Annotated in this window: 8 protein-coding genes; 1 reads left to right on the top strand and 7 read right to left on the bottom strand. The window is 62.0% G+C overall.

From position 1 onward, the window contains the following. Nucleotides 1–4: 4 nt before the first annotated feature. The 7 genes from JV241A_RS00125 to JV241A_RS00095 all read right to left on the bottom strand — a co-directional run bounded on the left by JV241A_RS00125 (nt 5) and on the right by JV241A_RS00095 (nt 8,840). Nucleotides 5–871: an ABC transporter permease gene (locus JV241A_RS00125; RefSeq protein ID WP_134061154.1), complete on the bottom strand. Its 867-nt coding sequence runs from the start codon at nt 869–871 to the stop codon at nt 5–7. 14 nt (nt 872–885) lie between these two features. Then, on the bottom strand, nt 886–1,749 hold the full coding sequence (locus JV241A_RS00120) for an ABC transporter ATP-binding protein (protein ID WP_115089491.1): 864 nt from the start codon (nt 1,747–1,749) through the stop codon (nt 886–888). A 5-nt stretch (nt 1,750–1,754) separates the two neighbouring features. After that, complete coding sequence (locus JV241A_RS00115) at nt 1,755–2,774, bottom strand: ABC transporter substrate-binding protein (RefSeq protein ID WP_134061153.1); 1,020 nt, start codon at nt 2,772–2,774, stop codon at nt 1,755–1,757. Nucleotides 2,775–2,792: 18 nt separating this feature from the next. Continuing rightward, entirely contained in the window at nt 2,793–3,692 is a 900-nt protein-coding gene (locus JV241A_RS00110; RefSeq protein ID WP_115089492.1) for a TauD/TfdA family dioxygenase, read from the bottom strand. 248 nt (nt 3,693–3,940) lie between these two features. Further along, nucleotides 3,941–5,302, bottom strand: coding sequence for an HlyD family type I secretion periplasmic adaptor subunit (locus tag JV241A_RS00105; RefSeq protein WP_166675625.1), 1,362 nt, complete (start codon nt 5,300–5,302; stop codon nt 3,941–3,943). Between the two features lies 1 nt (nt 5,303). Beyond that, the gene (locus JV241A_RS00100; protein ID WP_115089494.1) at nt 5,304–7,460 is read right to left on the bottom strand and encodes a type I secretion system permease/ATPase; all 2,157 of its coding nucleotides are present in this window, start codon (nt 7,458–7,460) and stop codon (nt 5,304–5,306) included. A gap of 42 nt (nt 7,461–7,502) precedes the next feature. Further along, nucleotides 7,503–8,840, bottom strand: coding sequence for a TolC family outer membrane protein (locus tag JV241A_RS00095; protein ID WP_134061152.1), 1,338 nt, complete (start codon nt 8,838–8,840; stop codon nt 7,503–7,505). Between the two features lie 347 nt (nt 8,841–9,187). Between JV241A_RS00095 and JV241A_RS00090 the strand changes: the two genes are divergently transcribed. After that, a partial coding sequence (locus JV241A_RS00090) for a retention module-containing protein (protein ID WP_134061151.1) occupies nt 9,188–16,691 on the top strand: 7,504 nt, incomplete at its 3' end.

Here is a 16,691-nt window from a genome sequence, read left to right as displayed (position 1 = left end):
CCTTTCAGCGCTGCATGCCCCAGCGGCGCACGGTGACACGCTCCAGGGTGTTGAACACCAGGCTTTCGACCAGCAGGCCGATCAGGATCACGACCGCAAGCCCAGCGAAAACCTTGTCGGTGTACAGCTCGTTGCGGTTCTGGAAGATGTACCAGCCCAGCCCGCCCTTGCCGCTGGTGGCGCCGAACACCAGCTCGGCGGCGATCAGTGTGCGCCAGGCAAAGGCCCAGCCAATCTTCAGGCCCGAGAGGACCGACGGCAGCGCCGCCGGAATCAGGATATGCACCACCAGGCGCAAGCCGCGCAGGCCATAGTTGCGCCCGGCCATGCGCAGGGTCTCGGAGACCCCGAGAAAACCCGCGTAGGTATTCAGCGCCAGGGCCCAGAGCACCGAATGCACCAGCACGAAGATCAGGCTGTTGTCGCCCAGGCCGAACCAGAGCAGCGCCAGCGGTAGCAAAGCGATCGCCGGTAGCGGGTTGAACATCGAGGTCAGGGTGCTGAGCAGGTCGCGGCCGAACTGGGTCGACACCGCCAGGCTGGTCAGGCCGAAGGCCAGGACGATCCCCAGCAGATAACCCTTGAGCAGTACCACCAGCGACACGCCGACCTTGGCCGGCAACTCGCCGCTGAGCAGGCCGTCATACAGGGCTGCTGCGGTTTGCACGAAGCTGGGCAGCAGCAGGTCATTGTCCTGGTAGCGGGCGATGGCTTCCCAGGCCACGGCCAGGAGGATCAGGATCAGGCCCTTGCGCAGCCAGCCCTGTTGCCAGAGGCGCTGGCCCAGCGGCAGTTCGCGTTCAACGGGGATACTGAGCAGCGGCTCGAGGACAATTTCGTATTCCTGACGCGGTGTAACAGTTGTGGTCATGGCAAAACTCCCGGTCAGTAGGCAATGCGAATGTCGGCGAAACCCAATGCCGGGTCGTGCTCGGCCTGGGCATCGTCGTCGAACAGCAAACGGTGGATGCGCCGCGCCGACGCCTGGAAGTCGCTGGCGCCAAGGCTCTGCAGGTCGTACTGGTGGCTGTGGATTTCGGCGCGCACCCGGCCCGGATGGGGCGACAGCAAGAGGATGCGGTTGCCCACCACCAGCGCTTCTTCGATCGAATGGGTGACGAACAACAGAGTGAAACGCACCTCTTCCCAGAGCAGCAGCAACTCTTCCTGCATCTTGCGCCGGGTCAGGGCGTCGAGGGCGGCGAAGGGTTCGTCCATCAGCAGGATCTTCGGCTGCATGGCCAGCGCCCGGGCAATCGCCACGCGGGCTTTCATGCCGCCCGACAGGGTATGCGGATAGGCATCGGCAAAGCCGGCCAGGCCGACTTTTTCCAGGTAGTGCAAGGCGCGTTCTTCAGCCTCCCTGCGCTTGAGCGTGCCCGAGGCCAGCAGCGGGAACATCACGTTGTGCTTGACGGTTTTCCATGGCGGCAGCTGGTCGAACTCCTGGAACACCACGATGCGGTCCGGGCCCGGGCCATGCACGGCCTGGCCCTGCAGGCGGATCTGCCCTTCCCTGGGCTCGATGAAACCGGCCACCGCCTTGAGCAGGGTCGACTTGCCGCAGCCCGAGGGCCCGAGCAGGACAAAGCGGTCGGCCTTGTCCACTTCGAAACTGACCTGGTGGGTGGCCCGCACCACGCGCTGCGCAGTGCGGTACTCCAGGCTTACGTTATCCACCTGCAGCAGCGGCGGCGTGGCGACGCTGCTCAATTTGCTGACCGTGTGGCCTTGCAATGGGGTGTTCATCCGGCTCAGCTCCCTTGCAACGGTTTCTCGTCCTGGAAGAAATAGTCTTTCCAGGATTCGGGTTTGTGCTTGATCGCGCCCACGCGGTAGAGGAACTCGGCCAGCGGATAGGTGTTCTTCGGCGTCACGCTGAATTCGTACTGCGGGTTGTCGATGATCTTCAGCAACGCCTCGCGATCGATCTTGGCCCTGGTCACGCGGATGTAGGTGTCGGCTGCGGCGGCCTTGTCGTTCTGGGCAAACTCGGCGGCTTCGGCCAGGGCATCGACGAAGGCCTTATAGGTCTTGGGGTTGTCGTTGCGGAATTTTTCGGTGGCGAACAGCACGGTCGGCGAGTTCGGCCCGAGCAGGTCGTAGGTGTTGAGCACCACGTGCACGTCCTTGTTGGCCAGCACCTGGTCCTGGAACGGCGGGTTGGAGAAGTGCGCGTTCAGCTCGGTGCCGCCAGCCAGCAGGGCCGCCGTGGCATCGGGATGGGGGACGGCCAGGGTGTATTTGTCGAGGCGGTTGTACTCCTTGTCGCCCCATTGCTTGGCGGCGGCGTACTGCAGGAAGCGCGACTGCACCGAGACGCCCACCGCCGGCAGGGCAATGCGGTCTTTCTCGCTGAAGTCGGCGATGGTCTTCACCTTGGGGTTGCTGCTGACCAGGTAGTAGGGGAAGTTGCCCAGCGAGGCCACGGCCTTGACGTTCTGCCGGCCCTGGGTGCGGTCCCAGATGGTCAGCAGCGGGCCGACTCCGGCACCGGCGATGTCCACCGAGCCAGAGAGCAAGGCGTCGTTGATCGCGGCGCCGCCAGACAGCTGCGTCCAGTCGACCTTGATGTCGATGCCCTGCGCCTTGCCGTGCTTCTCGATCAGGTTCTGGTCGCGCACCACGTTGAGCAGCAGGTAAACAATGCCGAACTGTTCGGCAATGCGGATTTCCCCTTCGGCCTGGGCCGTGGCCGGCGCCACCAGGCTGCCGGCGAGCAGGCTGGCACCCAGGCCGATACTGGCCGCCAGGCGGCTGATTGATTTGCGCATGCTGTACTCCTCGAATGATCAGAACGGGGCATCGCCCTGGATGGTGGTGCGGTACAGCTTGCGGCGCAGGTGCGCGGGGCAGCCGCTGGCCAGGTGGATCAACGAGCGGTTGTCCCAGAACACCAGGTCATGGGGCTGCCATTGGTGGCGGTAGATGTTCTGCTCAAGCACGCTGTGGGCGTAGAGCTCGGCGAGGAGCTGCCGGCTTTCGTCTTCAGGCAGGCCGACGATGCGGGTGGTGAAGCCTTCGCTGACGAACAGCGCCTTGCGGCCGTTTTCCGGGTGGGTGCGTACCACCGGATGGATCACTTCCTGGACCTGGGCCAACTGCTCGGCGGTCAGGGCCGGGCGCCAGTTGCCTTCGAATTTGGTTTCGCTGTAGCGGGCAGTGTAGGAATGCGCGGCGCTGCGGCCTTCGACGGCTTTGCGCAGGGCCTCGGGCAGGCCGTCCCAGGCCTTGTGCATGTCGGCGAACAAGGTGTCGCCGCCTTCGCTGGGCAGCTCCTGGGCGTGCAACATCGAACCCAGGCTTGGCAGTTCCTTGTACGACAGGTCCGAGTGCCAGAACTTGCCGGCATCGCCCAGGCCGATGTTCTGCCCGTTTTCGACGATGTTGGAGACGATCAGGATTTCCGGGTGGCCGCTGAGCAAGAACTGCTTGAGCACGTGGATCTGCAGCACGCCGAAGCGGCGGCTGAAGGCGATTTGTTGTTCGGGGGTAATGCGCTGGTCGCGAAACACCAGCACGTGGTGATCGAGATGGGCCCGGTGGATCCGGGTGAAGTCTTCGCTGCTGACCGGTCGGGTCAGGTCCAGGCCGATGATCTCGGCGCCGACGGCACCACTGAACGGCAGGATTTCGAAGGCTTGCTGCTGTGCGCTGTCGATGGACGACAAGGCGTTAGAGGCCGCTGACATGATTCACTCCCACGCAGAGCGCGCCCAAAGGTGCGCGCATCGATCAGAAACTCACGGTGTTCCGTGTTGGTTCGGTCGTGCGGCGCGCCGATTGGTCGGCAGGTACGCAGGGGAGTGACTATAAAGTCATAAGAGAAAGAATTTAAATATCTTTAGAGCATAAGCATATGGTGAGCTTCAGGGCCTCATCGCTGGCAAGCCAGCTCCCACAAAGTCCAACTGTGGGAGCTGGCTTGCCAGCGATGCTTTTAGCGCTCGCGCAGCGCTTCGGCCCGGGCGCGGATGATCGGCTTGAGCAGGTAGCTCAGCACGCTTTTCTTGCCGGTGATGATGTCCACCGAAGCGACCATCCCCGGGATGATCAGCAGCGGCTTGTCGTCGGTGCCCAGGTGGCTGCGCTCGGTGCGCAGCTTGATCACGTAGAAGGTGTTCTTGTCTTCGTCGGTGATGGTGTCGGCGCCGATCTGTTCGAGCTTGGCCTTGAGGCCGCCGTAGATGGTGTAGTCATAGGCGGTGAACTTGACCATCGCCTCTTGCCCCGGGTGCAGGAAGGCAATGTCTTGCGGACGGATGCGCGCTTCGACCAAAAGGGTGTCATCGAGCGGCACGATCTCGACCAGGTCGCTGCCCGGCTGGATCACCCCGCCAACGGTGTTGACCAGCAGCTGCTTGACGATACCGCGCACCGGCGAGGTGACCAGGGTACGGTTGACCCGATCGTCCAGGGCCTTGCCGGTGGCCTGGGCCTTGCTCAGGTCGGTGCGCGCCTCATTGAGTTGGGTCAGAGCTTCGCTGCGGAACTTGCCGCGGGTCTCGTCGATCTTGCGCTCGACTTCCTTGATCGCCGACTCGGCACGCGGAATCGCCAGCGAGGTGGCATCCAGCTGGCCGCGGTTCTCGACCTCGGCACGCTTGAGGCGCAGCACTTCAACCTGGGAGATCGCGCCCTGAGCCACCAGCGGCTCGGACATGCTGATCTCCTGGCGCAGCAGCTGCAGGCTGTTGCGGTACTGGCCCTGCTTGGAGCTGAACTCGCGCAACTCCTGCTGGCGCTGCACCAGTTGCTCCTGCAGGCCGCCGATTTCGTCCTGCAACTGCTGGCGGCGGCTCTGGTACAGGGACTCTTCGTTGGCGGCCTGGCTCGGCGCGGCCTTGCGGATTTCTTCGTCGATCTTCAGCGGCCGGTCTTCGACCTCGGCGCTCAGGCGCTCGACACGCAGGGCCATGGCCAGGCGATCAGCCTCGGTCTCACCGACGTTGGAAACGAACCGGGTATCGTCCAGGCGCAGCAACGGGTCGCCCACTTCGACGATCTCGCCCTCTTTGGCGTAGATCTGCGCAACGATGCCGCCTTCCAGGTTCTGGATCTTCTGCAGCTTCGACGACGGGATCGCCTTGCCTTCGCCACGGGTGACTTCGTCGATAATGGCGAAATTGGCCCAGAGGCCAAGGAACAGGAAGAAGCCGATCACCCCCCAGATGGTCAGGCGCACGATGCGCGGCGCATCTTCGATCAGCGCCTTGTTGACCTCGGGCAGCGGCTGGCCGCTAAGCGATTCGGAACCCTTGAAATACCTGCGCAGGCTGTCCTTGATCTGGCCCATATCCATCTTAAGCAACACTGATCTGCCCCTTCTTCAGCGCATCCATGACGGCGGCTTTCGGGCCATCCGCGACTATCTGCCCGCGATCGACAACGATCAGGCGGTCGACCAGTGACAACAGCGAAGCCCGGTGAGTCACCAGGACCACGGTCTTGTTCTCGATGACCACTTGCAGGCGTTGCTTGAGGCGTTCTTCACCGGTGTTGTCCATGGCGCTGGTCGGCTCGTCGAGCAGCAGGATCTGCGGGTTGAGCAACAGGGCACGGCCGAGGGCGACGTTCTGCCGCTGACCTCCGGACAGGTTCTGGCCCCGCTCGCCAACCTGCAGCTCGTAGCCTTGCGGGTGCAGGCGGGCAAATTCGTGAACCCCGGACAGTTCGGCGGCCTGCAGGACCAATTCGTCCTCCACGTAACGGGCACCACTGACCAGGTTGTCGCGCAGGGTACCGGCCAGCAGCTGGATGTCCTGGGGCACATAGCCGATGTTGTGGCGCAGCTCGCTGACGTCGATCTGGCGGATGTCCACGCCATCGACCAGCAACGAGCCGGCATCGGCTTCGTAGAGACCGACGATCAGTTTGGCCAGCGAGCTCTTGCCCGAGCCGCTGCGACCGATGATGCCGATCTTCTCGCCGGGGCGGATCGATACATTGACGCCCTTGAGCGCCAGGTTCTGCTGGTTGGGGTAGGTGAAATCGACACCGCGAAACTCGATGGCGCCCTGCAGTACCTGACGGCTCAGCGGGCGTTCTTCGAAGTTGCGCTCTTGCGGCAGTTCCATCATCTGGTCGGTGGAGACCATGGTCACCTTGGCTTGCTGATAACGGGTCAGCAGGCCGGAGAGCTGGCCCAGCGGGCCGAGGGCGCGGCCACTGAGCATGTAGCAGGCAATCAGGCCGCCCATGCTGAGGTTGCCAGCCATGATCTGGTAGACACCGGCGCAGATCAGCGCCACGCCCGCCAGTTGCTGGATCAGCAGGGTGATGTTCATCGCCAGGCCCGAGAGCACCTTGACCCGCAGCTCGAGGCGGCTGAGGGTGCCGATGGTCTGCTCCCACATGTACTGACGTTCGCTTTCGGCGTTGTTGACCTTGACCGCATCGAGCCCGGCGAGGGTCTCGATCAGGCTCGACTGGCGCTCGGAGGCCAGTGCCATGGTTCGCTCAAGGGTCGCCACCAGCGGCTTCTGCAGGGCATAACCGATGCCCAGGGCCAGCGGGAAGGCGATGATTGGAATCCACACCAGGTGCCCGCCGATGATGGCGATCACCAGCAGGATCAGCAGGGTGAACGGCAGGTCGATCAGGCTGGTCAGGGTCAGCGAGGCGAGGAAGTCGCGCAGGCCCTGGAATTCATGGATGTTCTGGGCAAAGCTGCCGACCCTTGCCGGCCGGTATTTCATGGCCATGCCGACGATGCGTTCGAACAGCGTGGCGGAGATGATCAGGTCGGTCTTCTTCCCGGCCAGGTCCAGGCACAAGCTGCGCAGGCCCTTGAGGATCAGGTCGAAGATGTAGGCGCCGGAGATACCCAGGGCCAGGACCCAGAGGGTCGAGGTGGCCTGGTTGGGCACCACGCGGTCATAGACGTTCATCACGAACAGCGGTGCGGCCAGGGCAATCAGGTTGATCACCAGGCTTGCGGCGATGGCGTCGATGTACAGCCAGCGGCTGCGCTTGAGGGTGTCACGGAACCAGGAGCGCGCCCGCGGGATCAGGTTGCCATGGTTGACGTCGAACTTGTGCTGCGGCTGGGCGAAGAACACCCGGCCACTGTAGTCGCTTTGCAAGGCCTCGCGGCTGACATGCACTTCGCCGCCGTCGCTTTCGCTGAGCAACAGGCGCGCGGTGTCGTCGTTCTCCCAACCCAGCAAGACCGTGCTGCGACCGTCCTTGAGCAGGAGCATGGCCGGCATGGCGATGCTCGGGATCTGCTCCAGCTTGCGTTGCAGCAAGCGGCCCTGCAGGCCGGCACGGGCTGCCGCGCGTGGCAGCAGCTCCGGGCTCAGGCGTTGGGCCGGCAACGGCAGGCCGGTGGTCAGCATGGCCCGGCTGGCGGGCTTCTGGTGCAGCACGCAAAGAGACAGCAGGCTGTCCAGCAACGGATCGTCGTGCTGACTGCGTGGATCATGGCTGAGTTGGACTCGACTGACTTCTGATTCCACGCGGGCTCTCTTAACGGTTGCGGTTGGCTATAACAGTGAACCTCAGTTCATGCCTGGCAGGTTCACTTTCGGTTTAAGGTCGTTCTGCACCACAGAGGCCATCGGTGCGACAACACCCTGGCTCTTGAGCAGCTGACCAATGGTCGCTTTGATTCGATACTGAGTAAACAGCTGGCTGTTCTTCACTTCGGTGAGACGGCGTTGGGCAGTGAAGAGTTCGTTCTCGCTGTCGAGCAAGTCTAGCAAGGTACGTTCGCCCAGGCTGAACTGCTTCTGGTAGGCGGTGCGCACACTGTTGCTGTGATCGACGTATTGTTGGGCGATCGGCAACTGCGCATTGGCGTTGTCCATAGCATTCCATGCCAGGCCTAGCTCCTCATTGAGCTGGCGCAAGGCATTGTTGCGAATGTCCAGCGCCTGGTTGGTCAGGTACGACTTGGATTCCAGGTCGGCCTTGTTGCTGCCGCCGGCATACAAGTTGAAGCTCATACGCAGCATAGCCTGCCATTCATTGTTGTGGCCGTTCATGCCATCCAGATCGTTATCGGCCGTCCGTCCGAGTTCTGCATCAAAACGCGGATAGAAAGTAGACTTTGCCGCTGCGTATTGCTTCTCCGCCGCTGCGATATCGGACTCTGCCGAGCGCAGGATCGGGCTGCTCTCGACCATCTGCTGGCGGGCTTCGTCGAGGTTGGCCGGCAACAGGTCGACAAACGGCGTAGGGCTGCTTAACTCGTCCGGCAGCTGACCGACCACGCTCAGGTAGTTGGTCTTGGCATCGGCGAGGTTGGTCTGCTCGGTGATCAGGTTGTTGCGGGCCTGGGCCAGGCGCGCTTCGGCCTGATCAAGGTCAGCCAGGCGGCCAACACCACGGGCGGTGCGCAGCTTGATCTGGTCGTAGATGCGCTCGTGGCTGCGCAGGTTGTCTTCTGCCAGGCGGACCATCTCGCGACGGCTCAGGACATCCAGATAGACCTGGGCAACGGTCAGCGCGGTGCGCTCGGATGCACCCAACAGCGAGTAGGCGCGGGAGTTGACGGTGGCTTGCTGGCGGCCGACTTCGCTCGAGGTGGCAAAACCGTCGAAGACCATCTGCCGCAGGCGCACGCTCGACTCACCGCGGTTAAGCGTTTCCCAGCGGTTGCCGGTGCTCGGGCTGTCGGTGCCTTCACGGCCGTAGCCGGCCAGCACGTCGACGCGTGGCAGGTAACCGCCTTTGGCGGCGCGCAGTTGGTAATCGGCAGCGATTCGGCTGTTAACCCCGGCCTGGATTTCCGGGTGTACCTCGAGGGCTTTCTGCATGACCTCTGGCAGGCTCTGTGCTTGAACGAAACTGGTGGCGAGGACGAAAGGAAGAGCAGTGAACAGTGACGCGCGCATTTAACTTTTTTCCCAGGGACGTCTTGTCCCAAATCACAGCAGAAATCGTTGCTGCATTAGAAAATGGCAACCGGAATGACCTTATGTCGGAAACTTCCGAAGGGGTACTTGGATCGTACGGAGGAAGAGTGGCAGCCGCTCAAATATCAATGTGACATTACGGTGCTGATTGTTTAGGATGGCAGCAGGAAGGTCAATACTTTGGCATAAACTTAATAGCCAACAGTTATCGACAATATATTGACGTCAAAAGCGCCAAACTTACTATTGAAACATTCCATCAGAAAGCGGCAATTCAGCGCCGGCTGGCATGGAAGCCAAATTGAACGGGTAGTCCGGAGAGTCCAATGAGCAGTGTTGTTGCCATCGTCAAAAGCATTGTTGGCCAAGTAATCGCCGTATCCCCAGAAGGGATTCAACGTGTACTCATCGAAGGTGACCGCCTGTTCGCTGGCGAGCAGGTGCTGACCGGCCTGGCCGGCGCTGTCACCCTGGAGCTGGCCGACGGCCGCACCCTGGACCTGGGGCGCGACACCCAGTGGAGCGCCGAGACCCCGGACAGCAGCACTGACCTGGCGGCAGCCACCGCCCAGGCTGCGCCTTCGGTGGAAGAGCTGCAGCAGGCCATCGCCGCCGGTGCTGACCCGACCACCGAGCTCGAAGCCACCGCAGCAGGCCCGTCGGCCGCAGGTAGCGGCGGCGCGGCCGGTGGTGGCCACAGCTTCGTGATGCTCGACGCCACCGCAGGCTCGGTCGACCCGACCATTGGCTTCCCGACCGGCCCGATCGGCTTTGCCACCGGCGCCGCCACCCAGGAACTGGGCGGCCTGGACGATGCCAACAACCCGGCAACCACCACGCCTACGCGCGAATCCGGCCTGACCCTGAGCGCCACGCCGTCGATCACCGAAGCGGGTGGCGTGATCACCTACACCGCCACCCTGGGCCAGCCACCGCTGACCAACCTGACCGTGACCCTGTCCAATGGCCAGGTCATCGTCATCAGCGCCGGGCAGACCACCGGCAGCGTCAGCGTGACCATCCCGCCGAACGATACTGTGTACCTGGACGGCAGCGAGATTTCCGCGACCATCACCGGCACTACCGGCGGCGCGGGCCTGATCGTCACCCCGGACACCACCCCGGCAGTGACCCAGATCACCGACACCATCGACACCACCACGGTCAGCCTGAGCGCCAACCCGAGTGTCACCGAAGGCGGTGTGATCACCTACACCGCCACCCTGACCAACCCGGCGCAGACGCCGGTCACCGTGACCCTGTCCAACGGCAGCACCATCACCATCGGCGCCGGCCAGACCACCGGCACCGTCGACGTGCAAACCCCGCCGAACGACGTCTACAACAACGGCAGCAGCGTCAGCACCACCATCACGGGCGCTACCGGTGGCAACTTCGAGAACCTGGTTCCGAACCCGAACCCGGCGGTCACCACCATCAACGACTCGATCGATGACACCGGCCTGAGCCTGAACGCCACCGGCACCGTGGCCGAAGGCGGTTCGATCATCTACACCGCGACCCTGACCAACCCGGCCGGCACCCCGGTGACCGTGACCCTGAGCAACGGCGCGGTGATCACCATCGCGGCGGGCCAGACTGAAGGCAGCGTCACCGTGCCTGCACCAAGCGATGATGTGTATGTCGATGCCGGCAACGTCAGCGTGAGCATCGACAATGTCGATGGCGGCAACTTCGAGAACCTGGTGGTCAGCAATCAGCCGGCGGTTACCGAAGTTACTGACACCATCGATACTTCGACTGTCACTTTGACAGCGAACAGCAGTGTGGCTGAAGGTGGTGTGGTTACCTACACCGCTTCGGTCACTGCGCCGGTTACTGGCTCTGCACTGGTTATTACCCTGGCCAATGGTCAGCAGATCACTATTCCTGTCGGTCAGAGCACTGGCTCGGTTGAGTTTGTTGCGCCGAATAACGTGCACACTACCAATTCGGACCTGACCAACAGCATTACCGGTACTACCGGTGGTAATTACGAGAAGCTGGATACCGCAGGTAATCCGGTGACTACCGTTACTGACGGTCCAGGTACTGATGACACTACCGGCCTTAAGCTGACGGCTACCGGTTCGGTCGCTGAAGGCGGCTCGATTGTTTATACCGCCACGCTGACCAATCCGGCCGGCACCGAAATGAAGGTAACCCTGAGCAATGGTGAGGTGATCACTATTGCTGCAGGTCAGACTGAAGGCAGCATTACTGTTCCGGCACCGGAAGACGACGTGTACGTCGATGCCGGTGAAGTTAGCGTGACTGTCACTGGCACTACCGGCGGCGACTTCGAGAAAGTTGCTGTAGATGGCACCCCGGCTGTTACGCAAGTTACTGACACCATTGATACTTCGACTGTCACTTTGACAGCGAACAGCAGTGTGGCTGAAGGTGGCGTGGTCACTTACACCGCTTCGGTGACTGCACCAGTGACTGGCTCTGCGCTGGTTATTACTTTGGCCAATGGTCAGCAGATCACTATTCCTGTCGGTCAGAGCACCGGTTCGGTTGAGTTTGTTGCGCCGAACAACGTGCACACTACCAACCCGGACCTGACCAACAGCATCACCGGTACTACCGGTGGTAATTACGAGAAGCTGGATACTGCTGGTAATCCGGTGACTACCGTTACTGATGGTCCAGGTACTGACGACACTACCGGTCTCAAACTGACCGCTACCGGCTCCGTGGCCGAAGGCGGCGAGATCGTCTACACCGCCACCCTGACCAACCCAGCTGGCACCGAGATGAAGGTGACCCTGAGCAATGGTGAAGTGATCACCATTGCCAAGGGCCAGACCGAGGGCAGCATTACCCTGCCAGCGCCGTCGGACGACGTGTACATCGATGCCGGTGAAGTCAGCGTGACCATCGCCGGCACTACTGGTGGCGATTTCGAGAAAGTCGAAGTCGACCCGGCGGCTGCCGTGACTGAAGTCACCGACACCATCGATACCAGCACCGTTACGTTGACCGCCACTCCAAGCGTGACCGAAGGCGGCGTCGTCACCTACACCGCTTCGGTTACGGCACCAGTGACTGGTTCCGCGTTGGTGATCAACCTGGCTAATGGTCAGCAGATCACCATCCCGGTCGGTTCGAGCTCCGGCACCGTGGACTTCGTTGCACCGAACAACGTGCACACCACTAACCCGGACCTGACCAACAGCATCACCGGCACCACCGGTGGTAATTACGAGAAGCTGGACACTGCGGGCAACCCAGTGACCACCGTTACTGACGGTCCGGGCACCGATGACACCACTGGTTTGAAGCTGACCGCCACTGGCTCGGTCGCTGAAGGCGGCGAAATCGTCTACACCGCTACCCTGACCAACCCAGCCGGCACCGAAATGAAGGTGACCCTGAGCAACGGTGAAGTCATCACCATCGCCAAGGGCCAGACCGAAGGCAGCATCACTGTTCCGGCTCCGGAAGACGACGTGTACGTCGACGCAGGGGAAGTCAGCGTGACCATCGCCGGCACCACCGGTGGCGACTTCGAAAAAGTCGAAGTCGACCCGGCGGCTGCCGTGACTGAAGTCACCGACACCATCGATACCAGCACCGTTACGCTGACCGCTACTCCAAGCGTGACCGAAGGCGGCGTCGTCACCTACACCGCTTCGGTTACGGCGCCAGTGACTGGTTCCGCGTTGGTGATCAACCTGGCTAATGGTCAGCAGATCACCATCCCGGTCGGCGCAAGCTCGGGCACCGTGGACTTCGTTGCACCGAACAACGTGCACACCACTAACCCAGATCTGACCAACAGCATTACCGGCACCACCGGTGGTAATTACGAGAAGCTGGACACTGCGGGCAACCCGGTGACCACCGTTACTGACGGCCCGGGCACCGATGACGCCACCGGTCTGAAGCTCACCGCTACCGGCTCCGTGGCTGAAGGCGGCGAGATCGTCTACACCGCCACCCTGACCAACCCGGCCGGCACCGAAATGAAGGTGACCCTGAGCAACGGTGAAGTCATCACCATCGCCAAGGGCCAGACCGAAGGTAGCATTACCCTGCCGGCGCCATCCGATGACGTGTACATCGATGCCGGTGAAGTCAGCGTGACTGTCGCGGGCACCACCGGCGGCGACTTCGAGAAGCTGGATGTGGATAACACTCCAGCCGTCACCGAAGTCACCGACACCATCGACACTTCGACCGTCACCCTGACTGCTACGCCAAGCGTGACTGAAGGCGGCGTCGTTACTTACACCGCTTCGGTTACTGCTCCGGTTACCGGTTCGAACCTGGTCATCACCCTGGCCAACGGCCAACAGATCACCATCCCTGTCGGCGCAAGCTCGGGCACCGTGGACTTCGTTGCACCGAACAACGTGCACACCACTAACCCGGACCTGACCAACAGCATCACCGGCACTTCGGGCGGTAACTACGAGAAGCTGGATACCGCGGGTAATCCGGTGACCACCGTTACTGACGGTCCGGGCACCGATGACACCACCGGCCTGAAGCTGACCGCCACTGGTTCGGTCGCCGAAGGCGGCGAGATCGTCTACACCGCGACGCTGACCAATCCGGCTGGCACCGAAATGAAGGTCACCCTGAGCAATGGTGAAGTCATCACCATCGCCAAGGGCCAAACCGAAGGCAGCATCACCCTGCCAGCGCCATCGGACGACGTGTACATCGATGCGGGCGAAGTCAGCGTAACCATCGCTGGCACCACCGGCGGTGACTTCGAGAAAGTCGAAGTCGACCCGGCGGCCGCTGTGACTGAAGTCACCGACACCATCGACACCAGCACCGTTACGTTGACCGCCACTCCAAGCGTCACTGAAGGCGGGGTCGTTACCTACACCGCTTCCGTCACTGCTCCAGTTACCGGTTCTGCGTTGGTAGTTACTCTGGCCAACGGCCAACAAATCACCATCCCAGTCGGTTCGAGCTCCGGCACCGTGGACTTCGTTGCACCGAACAACGTGCACACCACTAACCCGGACCTGACCAACAGCATCACCGGCACCACCGGTGGTAACTACGAGAAGCTGGATACCGCGGGCAACCCGGTGACCACCGTCACCGACGGTCCAGGTACTGACGACACCACCGGTCTGAAGCTCACTGCTACCGGCTCGGTCGCGGAAGGCGGCGAAATCGTCTACACCGCCACCCTGACCAACCCAGCCGGCTCCGAAATGAAGGTCACCCTGAGCAACGGTGAAGTCATCACCATCGCCAAGGGCCAAACCGAAGGCAGCATCACTGTTCCGGCTCCGGAAGACGACGTGTACGTCGATGCAGGGGAAGTCAGCGTAACTGTCGCTGGTACCACCGGCGGCGACTTCGAGAAGCTGGATGTGGATAACACTCCAGCCGTCACCGAAGTGACCGACACCATCGACACTTCGACCGTCACCCTGACCGCCACGTCGAGCGTGACTGAAGGTGGCGTTGTCACTTACACCGCTTCGGTTACTGCTCCGGTAACCGGTTCGAACCTGGTGATCACCCTGGCCAATGGTCAGCAGATCACTATTCCGGTCGGCGCAAGCTCGGGTACCGTGGACTTCGTTGCACCAAACAACGTGCACACCACTAACCCGGACCTGACCAACAGCATTACCGGCACTTCGGGCGGTAACTACGAGAAGCTGGATACCGCGGGCAACCCGGTGACCACCGTTACTGACGGTCCAGGTACCGACGACACCACCGGTCTGAAGCTGACCGCCACTGGCTCGGTCGCGGAAGGCGGCGAGATCGTCTACACCGCGACGCTGACCAACCCAGCTGGCACCGAAATGAAGGTCACCCTGAGCAACGGTGAAGTCATCACCATCGCCAAGGGCCAGACCGAAGGCAGCATCACTGTTCCGGCTCCGGAAGACGACGTGTACGTCGATGCAGGGGAAGTCAGCGTGACCATCGCCGGCACCACCGGTGGCGACTTCGAAAAAGTCGAAGTCGACCCGGCTGCCGCTGTGACCGAAGTGACCGACACCATCGACACTTCGACCGTCACCCTGACCGCCACGCCAAGCGTGACTGAAGGTGGCGTTGTCACTTACACCGCTTCGGTTACTGCCCCAGTGACCGGCTCGAACTTGGTCATTACTCTGGCCAATGGTCAGCAGATCACCATCCCTGTCGGCGCAAGCTCGGGCACCGTGGACTTTGTCGCACCGAACAACGTGCACACCACCAACTCGGACCTGACCAACAGCATCACCGGCACCACCGGTGGCAACTACGAGAAGCTGGATACCGCGGGCAACCCGGTGACCACCGTTACTGACGGTCCAGGTACTGACGACACTACCGGCCTGAAGCTGACCGCCACTGGCTCGGTCGCGGAAGGCGGCGAGATCGTCTACACCGCCACCCTGACCAATCCGGCCGGCACCGAGATGAAGGTGACCCTGAGCAATGGTGAAGTCATCACCATCGCCAAGGGCCAAACCGAAGGCAGCATCACTGTTCCGGCTCCGGAAGACGACGTGTACGTCGATGCAGGGGAAGTCAGCGTGACTGTCGCTGGTACCACCGGTGGCGATTTCGAGAAAGTCGAAGTCGACCCGGCGGCTGCCGTGACTGAAGTGACTGACACCATCGACACTTCGACCGTCACCCTGACTGCGACGCCAAGCGTCACCGAAGGCGGCGTGGTGACTTACACCGCTTCCGTCACCGCTCCGGTAACCGGTTCGAACCTGGTGATCAACCTGGCTAATGGTCAGCAGATCACCATCCCGGTCGGTTCGAGCTCCGGCACCGTGGACTTCGTTGCACCGAACAACGTGCACACCACCAATCCGGACCTGACCAACAGCATCACCGGCACCACCGGCGGCAACTACGAGAAGCTGGACACTGCGGGCAACCCGGTGACCACCGTTACTGACGGTCCAGGTACTGACGACACCACCGGCCTCAAGCTGACCGCGACGCCAACAGTCAACGAAGGCGGCTCGATCACCTACACCGCGACGCTGACCAACCCGGCCGGCACCGAAATGAAGGTCACCCTGAGCAACGGTGAAGTCATCACCATCGCCAAGGGCCAGACCGAAGGCAGCATCACTGTTCCGGCTCCGGAAGACGACGTGTACGTCGATGCAGGGGAAGTCAGCGTAACTGTCGCTGGTACCACCGGCGGCGACTTCGAGAAGCTGGATGTGGATAACACTCCAGCCGTCACCGAAGTGACCGACACCATCGACACTTCGACCGTCACCCTGACCGCCACGCCGAGCGTGACTGAAGGTGGCGTTGTCACTTACACCGCTTCGGTTACTGCTCCGGTAACCGGTTCGAACCTGGTGATCAACCTGGCCAATGGTCAGCAGATCACCATCCCTGTCGGTTCCAGCTCGGGCACCGTGGACTTCGTTGCACCGAACAACGTGCACACCACCAACCCGGACCTGACCAACAGCATCACCGGCACCACCGGTGGTAACTACGAGAAGCTGGATACCGCGGGCAACCCGGTGACCACCGTCACCGACGGTCCAGGTACTGACGACACCACCGGTCTGAAGCTCACTGCTACCGGCTCGGTCGCGGAAGGCGGCGAAATCGTCTACACCGCCACCCTGACCAACCCAGCCGGCTCCGAAATGAAGGTCACCCTGAGCAACGGTGAAGTCATCACCATCGCCAAGTGCCAAACCGAAGGCAGCATCACTGTTCCGGCTCCGGAAGACGACGTGTACGTCGATGCAGGGGAAGTCAGCGTAACTGTCGCTGGTACCACCGGCGGCGACTTCGAGAAGCTGGATGTGGATAACACTCCAGCCGTCACCGAAGTGACCGACACCATCGACACTTCGACCGTCACCC

Source organism: Pseudomonas sp. JV241A, from assembly GCF_900275665.1.
Classification (GTDB): domain Bacteria; phylum Pseudomonadota; class Gammaproteobacteria; order Pseudomonadales; family Pseudomonadaceae; genus Aquipseudomonas; species Aquipseudomonas wadenswilerensis.
This window is presented reverse-complemented; position numbering and strand designations above follow the sequence as displayed.

Bases quoted from the DNA above. Each gene is read 5' to 3' on its own strand.
- JV241A_RS00110 (WP_115089492.1), bottom strand. From the start codon at position 3,692: ATGTCAGCGGCCTCTAACGCCTTGTCGTCCATCGACAGCGCACAGCAG.
- JV241A_RS00125 (WP_134061154.1), bottom strand. From the start codon at position 871: ATGACCACAACTGTTACACCGCGTCAGGAATACGAAATTGTCCTCGAG.
- JV241A_RS00105 (WP_166675625.1), bottom strand. From the start codon at position 5,302: ATGGATATGGGCCAGATCAAGGACAGCCTGCGCAGGTATTTCAAGGGT.
- JV241A_RS00115 (WP_134061153.1), bottom strand. From the start codon at position 2,774: ATGCGCAAATCAATCAGCCGCCTGGCGGCCAGTATCGGCCTGGGTGCC.
- JV241A_RS00120 (WP_115089491.1), bottom strand. From the start codon at position 1,749: ATGAACACCCCATTGCAAGGCCACACGGTCAGCAAATTGAGCAGCGTC.
- JV241A_RS00095 (WP_134061152.1), bottom strand. From the start codon at position 8,840: ATGCGCGCGTCACTGTTCACTGCTCTTCCTTTCGTCCTCGCCACCAGT.